Here is a 15,967-nt window from a genome sequence, read left to right on the forward strand (position 1 = left end):
TACCGCCGCGCCACCGAGTCCGCCACATCCGTCATAGCTCAACGGTAACGCCCGAAACCAGCTAAAGCGACATTATTTTGTCACAGGCCCTAAGGTGTGCCCGGTCGATGCCGAGCACCTCCATCAACCTGACAAGATGCTCGATGTAGTCGCCGATTTCGAGATCACTGGTCGCGGTCGTCGTCCAACCGTGCCCGGGGTAGTCGTAGAGGAACACCCGGTAGTGCTTCCCCAGTGCCCGGAGGTTCTTGACGAACGCCTCCAAATGCCCGCCGGTGCCGTGCATGATGATCAACGGCGCTCCGGCGCCATGCTCGAGTACTCGAGTCGACCACTGCCCCACCTGGACATGACGGATGGAATAATCCAAACCCTCGAGTTCGGCCCACAGTGTCATGACCTCTCCTTTTCGTGATGGTTGGTGTGCGGTTGCGACGTCTCGGCCACGAGAAGATCCGCGCCGCGCAAAACTTGCTCGACCGCGATCGGACGCTCGGGTGCGGATTGCACGACCCCGACTTCTCGGAGAAACGCCCGCACCAGATCGGAAGCCGCATATGCCGGGGCAGCGCCACCAACGATCCGGTCCGGACGCAGGAGCACGACCGACTCGGGGCGCGCATCGAACCACTTCTTCAGCACGCCGTCGTCGCCAATCACCATCCGGCCGGGCGCCGAACCTTGCCCGTTCTCGTTCCAGTTCAACTGCACAGCCGGACGAGCCGCAACCAGTCGAATGCCCGCACTTTCAGCAGCGCGGATGGCGTCCTCATCGAGGATTGCGAACGGATCGTTGTTCCACATGAGCAACGTGAACCAGTTTCCGATCGCATCATCCATCCGGACGGTTCCCTCGCTCCGGGTCGTCACCATCGGCTGCGGGAACAGCCTGCCGACCGGCGATGCTGCACCCTGAGACCCGACATGAGTGATTGCGCCGGTGCGCATCGTCGGCATCGGCTTGAACCGCATCTGTACGATGTACGACTTCAGTCGCGGCACTAAAGAAATGGTACGGAAGAAGAGATCCCGTGCCGATGCGATGACGGGGTTGGTCACCGAGATCACCCGCCCGACCGTGGTCGACAGCTGAATCATTGCCTGCACATGGTCACGCCGCTCGACATCGTATGTGTCGAGCAGGCGATCTCCCGCTTGCGCACGCACCACCATGGCGAGCTTCCACGACAAGTTGAGGGCGTCCCGGATACCGCTGTTGTAGCCCTGCCCCTGCCACACAGGCATCAAATGCGCAGCATCTCCCACGAGAAACACCCTGCCCAAACGGAATCGGTCGGCAATGCGTGACTGATGTGTGTAGACACGACGTCGAATGGTGTCCGGGGAGGACGTCGATGGGATGAAGGGCTCCATGAGAGCGGCGATGAAGTCGTCACGGTTGGCGTCTTCGGCGGTCTCGCCGGGCTTGAGCATGAACTCGAACCGCCGAATCCCATGGGGGATGCTGATCGAGGCGTACGGACGCCTCGGGTCGGCACCGACATAGGCTCCTGGCTGCCCGAGCGGGTCGTTGCGGATATCGACCACGAGCCAGTCAGATGAGGCTGTCTTTCCCGGGAAGTTGATTCCGAGCGCTTTGCGCGTCGCGCTGCGCCCTCCGTCCGCACCGACGACGTACTGGGCTCGAACCTTGCGGATGCCATCCAGGCCGTCGACGGTCACCGTCACGCCAGAGCCATCTTGCCCAAGGGCGATCACCGTGCTCGACCACTGCACTTCGACGTGATCGAACCGCGTCAGCCCTTCCAGCAGAACACGGTCAGCTAGGGGTTGTACGAACCCACTGCGCCGCGGCCAGCCGAAGTCCGCCATAGGCGGGGCCATGCGGGCGAGATCCCGACGCTTCCGATCCACGAAGACCAACAGTTGATGAGGAACGGTATGGGGCAGAACATGCTCGGCCAGCTGTACCGATTGAAACGTCCGCAATGACTCATCGTCCATGCCTACGCCGCGCGGGTAGTCGATGATCTCCGCTCCAGCTTCGACGACTACGACACGTATCCCATAGGCGCCCAATAGGTTCGCGACCATCAACCCCGAAGGCCCTGCCCCCACCACCACCACGTCGGCATCGATTCGTGGCTCGGAAGTTCCTCCGAAAGTGACATCATCATCCCTTGTATGTTCATTATTTGCAACATTACTGCTCGTTATTTGGTATATCCTAGGATAAGAGTGACTGACGTAACACGTCAAGCCCGATTCGACGGGACGGCACACTAAGCTGAATGCGTGCAACTATCGAGACATCCGGAGGGCGCTACGCGCGACGGAAATCAGACGTTTGCTCGTGGCCTGCGAGTCTTACTGGCCATAGCCGACGCAGATCACGGGATGACGGTGCGGCAGGTGGAGGAGATGCTGGGCGTGCACCGGTCAATCGCCTACCGCCTGTTGCAGACATTGAACGACTTCGGGCTGGTGTCGCGAGGGCAGCAGGGCGTGTACCTGCCTGGGGCCCGTATGGCCACCTTGGCAGACAGCTATCTGCCCTCCTTGCGCGAGGTCGCCATACCGTACATGCGCAGGCTCGCCGACCAGCTCGAGTCGACCGTGGCATTGTTCGTGGAACAGGGTTCCGATGCACTCGCGGTCGCCATGATGGAGCCCACCACATCGAGACATCACATCGCGTTCCAGTCGGGCATGTGGACACCTATGGACCGCGGCGCGGCGGCCTATGCGATCCTGGCCGGCAGTGACCCCGTCGACGGGGAACAGGAAGCCGTGCAGATCGCACGGGAGGCGGGTTTCGCACGTAGTCGCGGTGAAGTAGAGACCGGCGAGTTCGGAATCGCGGCCTGGATCCCGCTACCACCACATATGCCGCGCGCCTGTCTCAACGTCATCACACATCGTGTCGATATCGCCGACTCCGTCGGACCGGCGGTCCGCAAAGCTGCGAATGAGCTCGCTCACGCGCTTGCAGAGGAGAACTGACCCACCGCGGCGCCCCTCAATGCCCGGTCGAGCCCGCTCTCGAAGCTCCGGGCCTTCAGCCGCGCCTGAAACGGTCCTCAGCTGCGAACCGGTGACCACCCGCAGCTGAGGGCCGACGTCGACCTGCACGGGTCTCCCAGTAGCGTCAAAATTCATCGCGCACCCTCGCCGACACGAGCGAACAGTCCTGACCCGGCACCAAGGGCATCCGAGCCGAGGTCGAGTGCGCAGGACTGTCGTGCGCTGCCCAACTCGATCGGTCGGTGTCTCGAAGCCCGTAGACGACGCTCCAGCTGGCCTAGCGGCCACTCTCGCTGCGCAGCACTGCCCTTTCCGCTCGCGGGGCCTGCGGACAGATGCTCCCGTGTCCGCAGGTGTGTTCAGTCGAGCGGTAGCAATCTGTGCAGGCAGCTCGGGCAAACACCTTTTCTGTTCACCCGCGCCACATCGCCCTCCTGGCCTAACATCAGTCGTCTCGGCCGGACCTCACAGCGGGTGCTTCAGTGGTTGCGCGCCCCGACGTCCGGTCCGCGATGTGCTGTGCAGCGATGTATCCGAACGTCATGGAGGGTCCGATAGTCGAGCCTGCGCCCGCGTAGCTGCGACCCATCACGGAGGCGGCAGCATTACCCGTCGCGTAAAGACCGTCGATCGGTTTCCTGTCTTCACCCAGGGCGCGCCCGAACTCGTCGGTGACGACACCGCCGTTGGTGCCCAGATCGGAGAGACTGATCCGGAACGCGTAGTACGGACCGCCGTGCAGCGGCGCCAAGCTCGGATTCGAGAGGGTGATGTCGCCGTAATAGTGGTCGTAGGAACTCTCCCCTCGGTGGAACTGGGTATCCACGCCGGTGGCTGCGTCTCTGTTGTACCGCTCGACAGTCTGCTCAAGATTGTCCTGTGGGACGCCGATCTTCGCGGCAAGTTCCGGGAGCGACTGTGCGGAATGCATTGCGTCGGACTGCCGCCACGCCTTCGGCAGGCGGCGGCCCGTCGGTGCCGGCGCGAACGGGATCCTGAGGATGGGGAGATGCCCAAAGATGACGTAGCGGCGCCAGGACCAGTCGTCAGTGATGTACCAAGAAGGGATGTGAGGCACACCGGCCTCATGTTTGGCGATCATCTCGAATCCGAAGTCCTCGTATGGGGCTGCTTCGTTGATCCAACGTTCGCCGACGCCGTTGACGATGAGCTGGGACGGCAGCATGCGTTCATTGAGGCTGAACTGAATCTTGCCTGGGCCCCATTCAACGGCGGGGAACCACCACGCGCTGTCCATCAGATCCAGTGCCGCGCCCGCTTCGACCGCGGCCGTGATGCCGTCGCCGGTGTTCGTTTTCGTCCCGAGGCTGAGATCGGCACGAGCAGTGGGCTGCCAGATCTTGCGCATGACCGCGTTGTGATCGAATCCTCCTGCTGCGATGACGACACCGCCGCGCGCCCGCACCCGTACCGCTCGGCCCCCGCGTTCCACGAGAGCGCCGATGACCTGTCCGTCCTCCGTGATCAGTGAGGTCATCGGGGATTCCAGCCAGAGTTGGATGTCGCGTTTGCGGAGAGCAAGCATCAGTCGCGCCATCAGCGCCTGGCCGATCGTGGTGACTCGTTCGCCTGTCAACCGGGCACGAACCATACGCCAAATTAGCTTCACGAATAGTCGCTTGCCCGCCCAGGTCTGCCGCAGCCGATAGAAGTCCGGCAACTCGGTGGGGCCGATCCACATGCCACGGGGGGTGACCGCCAGCGGGGGGTGCAACTGGTCGACGTCATCACCCAGCGATCGCAGATCGACAGGGGGGACATTGATCGTGCTGCCGAGTTCCGACCCGTCGGGAAGATTCGGGTAGTAGTCGGGGTAGCCGGGCTTCCATACGAACTGCAGATCGGGGTCGAGGTTCTCGAGGAACTCGAGCATTCTCGGTGCCTCGTCGACGTACGCCTGCAGACGTTCGTCGGAAACGAGACCCTCGGTGATCTCTTTGAGGTAGCGGAACGTGCCGTCGGGGTCCGGGTTATGCCCCATCCGGGTCTGCGCGGGTGCGCCGGGCACCCAGATCCCACCACCCGAAAGCGAGGTGGACCCCCCGTACCACGGCGCCTTCTCCACGATGAGCGTGCGGAGACCGCGAGCATGTGCGGCAAGGGCAGCCGTGAAGCCACCCGATCCGGCACCAATGATGAGGACGTCGACCTCATCATCGAATTTGGTCTGTGTCATTGCTCCATGCCCTTCGTGTCGAGGTAGTCGTGTACAAACTTGATGAACTGTTCTGGTTGTTCGATCTGTGGGCAGTGCCCTGCGTCGGGCACGATTGCCGTATTCACCGTGGGGATGCGGGCTGTTAGCCGCTGAGCCCACCCAGCCGGTTTGAGTTTGTCCTTCTCGCCTTCGACCAGGAGGACCGGAACGGTGATCGCCTCGTAGCTCAGGTCACTCGAGCCTAATGTGCGGTGCCCGGGCCGACGGAAGCGAGCCGAAGCCACCGCCTCCCATGCACCGGGTAGGACGCTCGACTCGTATCGGCGCTGCACATACTCAGCGTCCGCGGGATGGGCGGGGTCCGCGAACAGCGCCTCAACGATTCTCCTCATCCCTTCAAGGGTGGCGTCGTAATCCATCAGCGCTGCCATATGCTCGTTGTCCTCGCTTTCTCCGCCGCCGCAGACAGAAATAAGTCGGCGCACCGGGAGAACTGGATTCGCCGAAGCAGCGTCGGCGAGCAGCATGGCGCCGCCCATCGAATTGCCGATGAAGTCGGCATGACCGATGCCGAGAAAGTCACAGAGATTCGCAAGATGGCGTAGGCGCCAGCCTCGGCCGTCGACGAAGTCAACGGTCTTCGCGGACTGTCCGAATCCGAGGATGTCCGGGGCGATCACTCGCCTGTGCTCCGCAAGCGGACCGATCACACGTTCCCAGGCGAGCTCAGCGCTGCCGCCGAACTCGCCGCCGTGCAGCAAGACGAGGGGTTCACCCTTCCCGGCTTCCAGGTAGTTGGTACGGAGACCGTTGATGGTGACGATCTGCTGCGTCCACGGTGATGATGACATGGTTACTACTCCTTTGCTGCGCTGATCTCACTCTTGCGCAGTACATTTCAGTTCTTCAACTGTGAGACAGCATCGACGCGTAGATCCACTTCTCAGCGGTTATGCACTTGTCCGCGGACCCGCGGCTATCGACGAAATGTTGCCTGAGCGAACGTTGCCAGGTTGGGACCGATCCTTCCGGAGTCGTGCTGGTCGACCGGGTCCGCGTTCCCGAAAAGTCCGGCACCACTCCCCTTGTTGATCATATGATGCACTTCTCATTATCATATAATGCACTCCTCCGGTCGGGTCTTTCCGGCCCGCTGGGGCGAGGCCGTCCCGAAGACGGTCGGCGACAGTCGGGGCGGCGGAGAACACGGGGTCGCCCATCGTCGGCACCCGCGGGTTGTGTTCTGAACCTACGACTACGCGTGATCCGACTACAGCCCTTCCCGAACCTTCAGCTGATCCACGAAAAGCCGCAACCTCGCTCATCAATCCGAGTGGCTCCCGAAGGCCGCCCATCTACCGGCGCCCGCAGCGGACAGCGAGGCAAGGGGATCGTCCGCCGACTCATTGCAGCTTGTCCAGTATGAGCTCCGCCTACGTTGCACCAAACACGGTCGAGCTGGCAATGGACGACGGCCGATTCGCCGTAACCCGACTTTTCACGATCCGCCAATCTGTTCGTTATATGCATGTTTTTGTCGCATCATATGCTTGACAGCCATGCGGATCTTCTCTAAATTGGCGACAGGCGCAGCGTGTGACCTCCATCTCTACACAACACGCGTGTGAACAGCGTCGTAAGGCCGCGGATGCGGCAACAGAGGAGACAGTGTGGTTACGCAGACAGCTTTCGGCTTTGACCGCACGCTTACAGCATTCGCGCTCACCCGCGGCCCTGCTTCACCGGCGGCGCCCCAAGCCAGCGAAGCGAAGGGCCTCCCCTTGATGCGCGCATGTCTCTGCGACCGCGGTCCAAGACCCCGACTTGGAGCCAAGCACGTCGCGGCGGCGAAGGCATTCCATGCCGTGGGCGGCGCCCCCTCCGATGGCGGTTCGACGTCTATCGCGAGTATTGACGGTTCAGGTCCCACGGCGACGCCCACAGCACCGCAGGAACAGACCAATGAGGTTCAATCCTTCGTGAACGCCTGTGTGATCGCCCCGGGGGTTCGGTCGCACCGCATCGTCACGTTGCGGCACCCGAGCGCTGTGAACGGAGCGCTCGTTTCCTGCGTACATCGGCCACCATTTACCCTGTCTACCAACTTCATTCTGTCGGCGCCGCCCTAAAACAGAGACAGCATCGGATCTCTGCCAGCAGCCCAGTAAATCTCCGGCTGGCCGAGCCACCGGCACAGACAGCAATCACACCAGGGCCGGGCAGCGCTACAACGCACAAAGCAATCGCACCTACGAACATAAGGAACACCATGACTGCAGACACCGTTCAAAGCGGCGCCGAACAGTGGGCCGCCGACTTTGAGAGCGCCTTGACTAACGGCGATTCCGGCAAGCTTGAGCGGCTCTTCGCCGAGCAGTCCTATTTGCGCGACAATGGTGCTCTCACTTGGGATTTCCGGCAGTTTCATGGTCGCGAGGCCGTCGTCTCAACATTGCTGGCCGTCGCCGGCGACATTCGGCCGAGCAACTTCAGGACCTCCAAGGCATGGCCCACACCGCACGTGCTGGGCGAAGGAGAGTCGGCCGTGGTGGAGGCCTTCTTCGACTTCGACACGGCGACGGGGTCCGGCGTCGCTCTGATCAACGGCGTCCCCGACAGGCGCTCTCCACATGGATTCGTCGCCAGTGCCATCTACACGCGCCTTGAAGGAATCACGGGAGCCGAAGCCCCTCCGTTGCACCCGCGAGGCGGCGGCTTCACACCCGCGTACCCGGGTCAGACATGGGCTGAGCACCACGCCCACAAGCGCGCGTACCTCGATCGCGAACCCGAGGTACTCGTCATCGGCGCCGGCCAGGCCGGCCTGGTCGCCGCAGCGAACCTCGATCAGCTCGGCGTCGACACCCTTGTCGTCGACAAGAACGACAAGGTAGGGGACAACTGGCGCACTCGCTACGACTCACTCCTACTCCATAACCCGGTGGAGATGAACGGATTCCCGTACCTGCCGTTCCCGCGGCACTATCCCGAATATCTCCCGAAGGAGATTGTCGGTGACTGGCTCGACATCTACGCCCGCTATCTCGATCTCAACGTGTGGTCCGGAACCGACTTCCTCGGGGCGGACTTCAACGGCGACACCGGGCAGTGGACTGCGACCCTTCGGCAGAGCGATGGCACTCATCGCGTCCTGCATCCACGTCACATCGTTCATGCCACGGGCGGCATCGGCGGCAAGCCCGCCATCCCCGAATTGCCCGGACTGTCGTCCTTCGCCGGCAAGGTGATGCACTCTTCGGCCTACACCAAGGCATCCGAATACGGGATCAAGAAGGCCATCGTCGTCGGTGCTTCGACGAGCGCCCACGACATCGCCTTCGACCTGCACAACAACGGCGTCGAGGTGACCATGGTGCAGCGCAGCCCCATCGTGGTCAATCATGTCGACACCGCCAACCTCGCCTACGCCGGATACATCGATCCGAGCATCCCCACCGAGTTGGTCGATATCCGCTACGGCATCGGACTGATCAACCCGCTCCGCGAGGCTGCCTCTCAGCAGTACCACCAGATGGCAAAGGCGATGGATGCGGACCTGTTGGAAGGGCTCGAGGCGGCCGGGCTTCGGCTCGGCGACGGCGTGAACGGCATGGGGTGGCTCGACCTGTTCCTCCGCACCGGTGGTGGCTACTACCTGAACAAGGGTGCCTCCGAAGCGATCGTCGCAGGTGGAATCAAGATCCAGCAGGCCGACCGAATCGTGGAGTTCGTTGAGGGCGGTGCATTGCTGAACGACGGCACGATTCTTGAAGCGGACATCGTGATCCTCGCGACCGGCTACCAGAATCGGAAGGTGGAGGTCGCCGAGCAGTTCGGCCCCGAGGTGGCCGAACGTGTCGGCGACATCGCCCGACTCGACGACGAGGGCGAATGGGCAAACATGTGGGGCCAGACCGGGCAGCGCGGCCTGTGGATCAATGGCGGTGGCATCAACCAGATCCGTGCCGGATCCGCGCGACTCGCCCTGCTCGTCAAGGCGGACCTGGACGGGTTGATCCCGGACTCGTACCGAAAGCCCGCAAAGAACTCCAATGCAGTAGCCGCCTACTAGATTTCTAGATTTCTAGGACCGGCGAAGCCGATATTTTGAGTCAAGTTCGCGGTTTCTCGGGCCGGCTTCGAACGCGTAACGTGGGACGTGCTCGCTCCACAGCGCAAATACAGCGTATCTGACCTGGCGATACGCACTTCGCGTCATGGTCAACATTCTTCGGCGCGGCGAGTGGTGGCGGTCGGCTACTCTGACCGCGGGTCCTTGCGTGAGCCTGCGCTCAAACCGGAACCGACGACGACATGCCTTGTCGGGCTGGGGCGCAGCCCCGGTAGTACTGCAACGGCACTTGCTTGACAGTAGTCGATAATGGTTGGGTGGTTGTCGATCTGGTTGCTGCCGAGTTGGAAGCGTTGCTTGAGCGGATCTCTGGCCGGTTCGTCCGGTCGGAGCCGCGGACCCGGGTGCGGGAGTATGTGGCGGGTTTGGTTGCGGGTCCGGAACGCAAGAACGGGTGGACCCTCGCCGAGCGGGCCGGTGAATGAGTCCGGACGGGATGCAACGTCTCCTGCGACGGGCGGACTGGGACGTCGACGGGGTCCGCGACGATGTGCGTGACTACGTGGTCGAACGTCTCGGCGATCCGGCCGGGGTGTTGATAGTCGATGACACCGGATTCCTCAAGAAGGGCACCCGCTCGGCCGGCGTGCAGCGCCAGTACTCGGGCACCGCCGGGCGGGTGGAAAACTGTCAGATCGGGGTGTTCCTCGCCTACGCGAGCGCGGCGGGGCACGCGTTGATCGACCGGGAGTTGTACCTGCCCGAATCGTGGACCTCCGACCGGGACCGGTGCCGTGCCGCCGGCATCGGTGACGACGTGGAGTTCGCGACCAAACCCGTGCTGGCGCAGCACATGATCGAACGCGCGCTCGACGCACAGGTTCCGTTCTCCTGGGCCACCGCCGACGAGGCCTACGGTCAGTGAAGTACCTGCGGGTCTGGCTCGAGGAGCGCGATGTTTCGTATGTGTTGGCTACCCGTTGCAATGACGATGTGTTCACCCCGCACGGCCGCTCCGGCCGCGCCGACGAGATGATCGCCGCGGTCCCGGCGAAGCAGTGGCGCCGGATCTCCGTCGGCGACGGCGCGCACGGCCGGCGCGAGTACTCCTGGGTGCGGGTGCCGATCCGGATCGTCTGGGCGCCCGGGCGTGGGCACTGGCTCCTCGCCCGCCGATCCCTGTCGGATCCGACCGAGATCGCGTACTACATCTGCGCCGGACCCCGCCGAAGCAGTGGCGCCGCATCTCCGCCGGCGACGGCGCCCACGGCCCGCGCGAGTACTCCTGGGTGCGGGTGCCGATCCGGATCGTCTGGGCGCCCGGGCGTGGGCACTGGCTCCTCGCCCGCCGATCCCTGTCGGATCCGACCGAGATCGCGTACTACATCTGCGCCGGACCCCGCCGTACCACGCTCACCGAACTCGCCGCCGTCGCCGGATCGCGGTGGCGGGTCGAGGAATGCTTCCAGCAGGCCAAGAACGAGGCCGGCCTGGACCAGTACCAGGTGCGCACCTACCGGGCCTGGTACGCCCACATCACCTTGTCGATGCTCGCCCTCGCCTGGGTCGCGGGCACGAAAACCGAAGCAGTAAAGAGGGAATCGGGATCGAAGATCAAGGCATGATCGCGCACACGGTACCCGAGATCCGGCGGCGGCTCGTGCATCTGAGCCTGCGACACGCCCACCCCGACGAGCACGTCTGGTCCTGGTCACACTGGTGACGACGCCGACAGCACCAGGGCCGCACCTGCCACTACCGAACCCGAGGACACGTCCCATAAGTGCCGTTGCAGTACTAATCCCCTTTGGAATGGCCAACAAGGTCAACTCGATCTGCGCCAGTCGACGTCAACACGGTTTCGACGAAGCGTCCCAACTCAGCCGCCGACTCCCGCATGTTGCCGATCTGGTGAAGGGAACTGCCAGTCACGTTGCCGTAGTCGAAAGCCGAAGACACAGTACCCATCGGCCTTCAATGCCGGTGAGAACATCGCCCAGTTGGCGTAACTGTTCTCGAACGTGCCGTTCAGTAGAACCACGGGATTCGGTCGGTTGGGATTCAACAGGAAAGAGTCGTCATTCATACCGGGAGGCAACGCATTAGGATGCCGAAACGAATAGGCCATTGCAACAGTCCAGTTGCTCTGAGGCGGACCTTCTAGGGCTCCGAAGGCTTCCTCGCCGGCGCAGTCCCACAAACGACAACGGCGACCGTCACGGAGAGGGCCAACGTCAGAAGTCCCTTCATGACCACTTTCGCGGTGTCGAACCCTGTCCACCGCCTGGTGCCTGTCCTCCGCATTCACCTTCACCACATTCCCGCTCCAGGGCCAACGGTTTGATCACGTCTGCACCTCGTTGTCGATTCATAGTGGCGGTAGGTGGCCGCGGATCAGGAGCCATGCGATGGCGGCCACCAAGTTCTGGATGGGGTCTACGAGGTCGATAACCATGAGGACTTCCTTCGGAGTGGGGCACACTGTTGGTTTGCAAGGACTTCAGAAAAGATGGCGAGCCTTCATCTCGGGGAAGACGTCGGCGATGCGTACGACGTCACCCGTGGTGGGGGCGTGGATCATCTGACCGTTCCCGATGTAGATGGCGACGTGCCCGGGGCCGCCTACCTGCCAATTTCCGAACAGCAGGTCACCGGGCCGGGCCTGGTCCATCGGAACTTCCTGCCCGATGTTCCACTGGGTCTCGGACGTGCGGGGCAGGGTGATGCCGGTGGCGGCGTGGACCGCGAACGAGGTCAGGCCCGAGCAGTCGAAGCCACCCCCCGAGGGGCCGTTGACGTTGCCGCCGCCCCAGACGTAAGGCAGGCCGAGGTATCGGACGGCCGATTCGACCACCTGCCCGCCGGCGCCGTCGGCCAGGGACAGTCCGATGAGCGGCGCGAGTAATTCCGCGAAGGACGGTTCGTTTGCCCGGATCTTCGCGACGTAGGGTTTGGTCTGGTTCTCGTAGTCCGGGCTGCCGGAGGGCATTCCACCGGATCGGAGCACGGCGCCGGCACCGGCGTTGTACGCCGCGAGGGTGAGGTCGAGCGTGTTCCCCGTGACCCTGCCCTGACGTTTCCAGTTGACGATCTGTTCATATGTATCGCACAGCAGATTTCCCGAGGCCACTACCGAGTCGGCGATCCCGAGCACGTCCGCCTTGCCGTCGTCATCGGCATCCTTGCCGTAGATCGCCCACGTCCCCGGCATGAACTGCCCCGGCCCGCGAGCACCGGCAGGCGAGACGGGCGCGGTGGGGCCGTAGCGAAACCCGTTCTCCGCCGCATACAGCGCCGCTACTGTCGCCGGCTTGATTCCCTCGCAGATCGATCCAGCTTTGCGCAGCCACGGCGCGAACAGCGCGATCGCACCGACCGGAGCCAGCGACGCGCGAGGAAAGGCCGCCGGAACAGGCTGCAGCACAGCGCTGCCGCCGGTCCTCGAATCGTCTTCGTAGGCGGGCGGGCTCGGCAGTAACACCGGGGCGAGTGGATCGGATTCCGGAACCGCCTGCGGTGCGAGCTGCTGTGCGGGCCGCGCCGGCTCAGGATCGGGTGCAGGCGGTGTGCGCGCGCCAGGCGGCAGGTGTGGTGCGAGCGCGGACTCTGCCGCGGCGGTGACGTCGTCCACCGCCTGCTGCGCGGGTGCGCGCACCGGCTCGGGCAGCACCGCGATCAGGTCGGACACCTGCTGGTCTATTGGTGTCGCGTCAAACGACTCGATTGCCTGCGTTACCTGGTCGTTCACCTGGGGGGGCGCATTCATGCCCTGTAGGAGCGCCCCAGCGGCGGTGACGACTCCGATGATGATTGTGGACGGGTCACCGGACATCGACCGCGCCTTCCATTTGGGCGGTGACCTCATCGTAGAACTCGTAGTCGGAGACGTCGTAGCCGATAGTCGCGTCGAGGCTTTCCTGGATGGCGATCTGGGCATTCTCCGGCAGGGTGTGCATGATGTGCCGGACGCGTTCCTGCCGGCGTGCCACGGCCTGGCGGAACGGCATCCCCGGCGTCGCCTTCATCTGCGGGACGATGCCCTCGACGTCGTCGACACCACCGGCGTGGTGACCGGCGTCGACCATGGCCTGCTCGGCGGCCATGGTGGCCTCGTCCTTCTCCTCCGACATCCCGATCGGACCGATCATGGTGCCGTTCAGGAACTGCTTGACCACCGGCTGGTCGCTGGTGAGCAGCACCTCGCGGGGTCCGAACATCACCAGCTGCCGGCGGAACAGCATGCCGATGTTGTCCGGCACCGTCCGCGCGAGGTTGATGTTGTGCGAGACGATCAGGATCGTCGCATCGATCTCGGCGTTGATGTCGATTAACGTCTGCGAGATGTAGGTGGTACGCACCGGATCCAGACCCGAGTCCGGCTCGTCGACGAGGATGATCTGCGGGTCCAGCACCAGGGCCCGGGCCAGGCCCGCACGCTTGCGCATACCACCGGAGATCTCGCCCGGCAGCTTGTCCTCGGCCCCGAGCAGGCCGACGAGTTCCATCTTCTCCATCACGATCTTGCGGACTTCGGACTCGGACTTCTTGGTGTGCTCGCGCAGCGGGAACGCCACGTTGTCGAACAGGTTCATCGACCCGAACAGGGCACCGTCCTGGAACAGCACACCGAACAGCTTGCGGATCTCGTAGAGCTCCTTGCTGGAGCACTCGAGAATGTTGGTGCCGTCGATCACGATCGAACCCTGCTCCGGGCGGAGCAGACCGATCAGCGACTTCAGGAACACCGACTTACCCGTACCCGACGGCCCGAGCAACGCACTGACCTCACCGGCAGGGAGGGTCAAGGTGACGTCCTGCCAGATCGTCTGCGGGCCGAACGACTTGGTCAGTCCCTCGACGGATACCTCAACACCCATGACTACCTCCAAAGAATTCTTGCGATCAGAACTGCGGGTCGAACTTGTCGATGAGCCATCGGCCGTCCTCGTTGACGAGCCCAACGCGAATGGCGTTCTGTGACTGCGTCGGCTCGGCGCCGTCTCCCCCGGTGGTCACTTGGTTGACGTATACGAGGACAGAAGCGCTGTGGTCTGCCACGGATTCGACAGCCGTGCCCACAACTGTCGCCTGCATGGTGATGTTCTTCTGCCGAGAGGTCGGGCCGACGACTTCGGCCGCGAGCTTCTGGTAGGAATCCCGGAAATCACCGGTCAACAGTTCTGCTGCCGCGGCGAGATCTTGGTCGACAGTTTCGGGTCTGTAGGACAGAACTGCGGTGGCTCCGCCCGATGCCACCTGAGCGACGCTACCCATCGCGTGATTTCTCTGGTCATCCGCCGAGCGCTGAACGACGAACTGTGCCGAGACCATGAGTGCGAGAAACACGATCGGTGCCGCGCACCACGACACGTACACCCTGCGGGTCAGACGGGTCGAGCAGGACGATCGATTGGTGGAAACCACAACTGCCGAAGCGAGCTTGTCGGAGAATGTCTGTCTCTTCGAATCCCACAGCGGCCATAGAAATCCCAGCAGCAATGTCGCTACGTCTATGAGATGCGCCACCAATTTGATCGACGCCCGCAAAACGCCGATTGGTCCGAGTGCGGTGGAGGATTGGGTGCGTAGACCGAACGCTGACTTTCCGATCGTGGTCGACTGGGTCCCCTGTAGCAGGACTGCATTCCAGATGAAGGCAAGCGTAGTTACTGTCGCCGTGATCACCGCTACCGTGGTAGCCCAGGATGGCGAGCCCAGGGCGGGGACCGTAACGAACACGGATCCGACCACGATGATGGGTGGGAGGTAGTCCAGTGCGGCAGCTGCGGCACGGCGGGAATACAGTTGCCACACAGTACTCTTCACGCTATCGCTCCCGGTATCCGAGTCCGATCCTGAGCGCTGAAGCGAAGGAATCTCGCTGTCAATTACTGACTCTGGTGCGTTCATTGGACGAACCCCACTTTCGCTACCTTCAGTTGATCGTCGACCGATACGACATCGAGCCGGATCTGATACTGCTGCGGTTCCATCGTCGCGAGAATTCGCTCCGATTCCGGAGCTGTCTGACTCTCAGCGTTGGGCGCAGGTGGTGCCGCACCCTCCGCCGGTGGCTGATTCAAGAGCACGGTGCCCTGGCCGAGTGCCGAAACCAGGACCGTGATTGAGCCGTCGGAATTGCGTCGTTCGATCCCGGATGAGAGCGTTTGGCCTGAGATCTCGCCGCCGGCCTGCTTCATTGTGTCCACCACCGCTGCCTTCCTCTCTTCGAACTCGTCATGCCACTGACCGGTCGAGGAGTCCAGCACGCGCTGAACGTAGCTGTCGGCATCGTCCTTGCGCGTCGAAATCAATTGGACTACTGACGATTCTGCGAACTGCAGAACCTGCGCGTCGGCCTGGCGGTCCCTCTGCGAGGCGAGATACTCAGATGTCATCCACGATCCAACTCCCGTGGCAATCACTGCTACTACGAGGAGGAATGTGCACACCATCCCGAAGCGACTCATTCGTGTGCGCGTGCTACGTTCTGCCTCGTGAATTGGCGCGGCCAGTCGAGACGCTTCGGCGTCGGCACTGCTCGACGCCTCATCGGCAGCAGCACAATCTGCCGCAAGGTCGGACGCACGCGCAGCCGCCACAGCGGCTTCGTCAGCTGCACGCCTCGCCTGTACTGCCGCCGCGCGCAGGACATCGACTCTGCGCGACGCAGCAGCGGCTAGCGAATTGTGTGGCGCATCGGATTTCGTGGTCATTTCACTCTCCTTGGA

10 protein-coding genes and 2 pseudogenes are annotated in these 15,967 nt (G+C 63.1%); 4 read left to right on the forward strand and 8 right to left on the reverse strand.

Annotation, left to right across the window (positions count from 1 at the left end):
- Positions 1-61: 61 nt before the first annotated feature.
- On the reverse strand, positions 62-397 hold the full coding sequence (locus ACFVJ3_RS31920; protein ID WP_378455878.1) for an alpha/beta fold hydrolase: 336 nt from the start codon (positions 395-397) through the stop codon (positions 62-64).
- A complete protein-coding gene (locus tag ACFVJ3_RS31925) occupies positions 394-2,244 on the reverse strand; it encodes a bifunctional 3-(3-hydroxy-phenyl)propionate/3-hydroxycinnamic acid hydroxylase (protein WP_378455949.1) in 1,851 nt (616 codons plus the stop codon). Before ACFVJ3_RS31925 ends, ACFVJ3_RS31920 begins: the two co-directional genes overlap by 4 nt.
- Positions 2,245-2,256: 12 nt before the next feature.
- Here ACFVJ3_RS31925 and ACFVJ3_RS31930 point away from each other — a divergent pair, with 12 nt between their 5' ends.
- On the forward strand, positions 2,257-2,964 hold the full coding sequence (locus ACFVJ3_RS31930) for an IclR family transcriptional regulator (RefSeq protein ID WP_378455879.1): 708 nt from the start codon (positions 2,257-2,259) through the stop codon (positions 2,962-2,964).
- 466 nt (positions 2,965-3,430) lie between these two features.
- On the opposite strand, the gene ACFVJ3_RS31935 is transcribed toward ACFVJ3_RS31930, so the two are convergent.
- Complete coding sequence (locus ACFVJ3_RS31935) at positions 3,431-5,182, reverse strand: FAD-binding protein (RefSeq protein WP_378455880.1); 1,752 nt, start codon at positions 5,180-5,182, stop codon at positions 3,431-3,433.
- Complete coding sequence (locus ACFVJ3_RS31940) at positions 5,179-6,015, reverse strand: alpha/beta fold hydrolase (protein ID WP_378455881.1); 837 nt, start codon at positions 6,013-6,015, stop codon at positions 5,179-5,181. Before ACFVJ3_RS31940 ends, ACFVJ3_RS31935 begins: the two co-directional genes overlap by 4 nt.
- A gap of 1,418 nt (positions 6,016-7,433) precedes the next feature.
- Between ACFVJ3_RS31940 and ACFVJ3_RS31945 the strand changes: the two genes are divergently transcribed.
- The 3 genes and pseudogenes from ACFVJ3_RS31945 to ACFVJ3_RS31955 form a co-directional block, all read left to right on the forward strand.
- Positions 7,434-9,236 carry a flavin-containing monooxygenase gene (locus ACFVJ3_RS31945; RefSeq protein WP_378455882.1) on the forward strand — a complete coding sequence of 601 codons (1,803 nt, stop codon included), beginning with the start codon at positions 7,434-7,436 and terminating at the stop codon, positions 9,234-9,236.
- A 317-nt stretch (positions 9,237-9,553) separates the two neighbouring features.
- A pseudogene (locus ACFVJ3_RS31950) lies at positions 9,554-10,460 on the forward strand (IS701 family transposase); the annotation flags it as partial.
- Between the two features lie 5 nt (positions 10,461-10,465).
- Positions 10,466-10,861: pseudogene (locus ACFVJ3_RS31955) on the forward strand (IS701 family transposase); the annotation flags it as partial.
- Between the two features lie 875 nt (positions 10,862-11,736).
- Here the strand turns inward: ACFVJ3_RS31955 and ACFVJ3_RS31960 are convergent.
- From ACFVJ3_RS31960 to ACFVJ3_RS31975, 4 genes are read right to left on the reverse strand one after another with little or no spacing between them, the layout of a single operon-like run.
- Positions 11,737-13,068: an NlpC/P60 family protein gene (locus tag ACFVJ3_RS31960; RefSeq protein WP_378455883.1), complete on the reverse strand. Its 1,332-nt coding sequence runs from the start codon at positions 13,066-13,068 to the stop codon at positions 11,737-11,739.
- Positions 13,058-14,113, reverse strand: coding sequence for an ABC transporter ATP-binding protein (locus ACFVJ3_RS31965; RefSeq protein ID WP_378455884.1), 1,056 nt, complete (start codon positions 14,111-14,113; stop codon positions 13,058-13,060). Before ACFVJ3_RS31965 ends, ACFVJ3_RS31960 begins: the two co-directional genes overlap by 11 nt.
- A 25-nt stretch (positions 14,114-14,138) precedes the next feature.
- Positions 14,139-15,146, reverse strand: coding sequence for an RDD family protein (locus ACFVJ3_RS31970; RefSeq protein WP_378455885.1), 1,008 nt, complete (start codon positions 15,144-15,146; stop codon positions 14,139-14,141).
- The gene (locus ACFVJ3_RS31975; RefSeq protein WP_378455886.1) at positions 15,143-15,952 is read right to left on the reverse strand and encodes a hypothetical protein; all 810 of its coding nucleotides are present in this window, start codon (positions 15,950-15,952) and stop codon (positions 15,143-15,145) included. Before ACFVJ3_RS31975 ends, ACFVJ3_RS31970 begins: the two co-directional genes overlap by 4 nt.
- Positions 15,953-15,967: the final 15 nt, after the last annotated feature.

This window comes from Rhodococcus sp. NPDC127593, from assembly GCF_042671975.1.
GTDB lineage: Bacteria > Actinomycetota > Actinomycetes > Mycobacteriales > Mycobacteriaceae > Rhodococcus_F.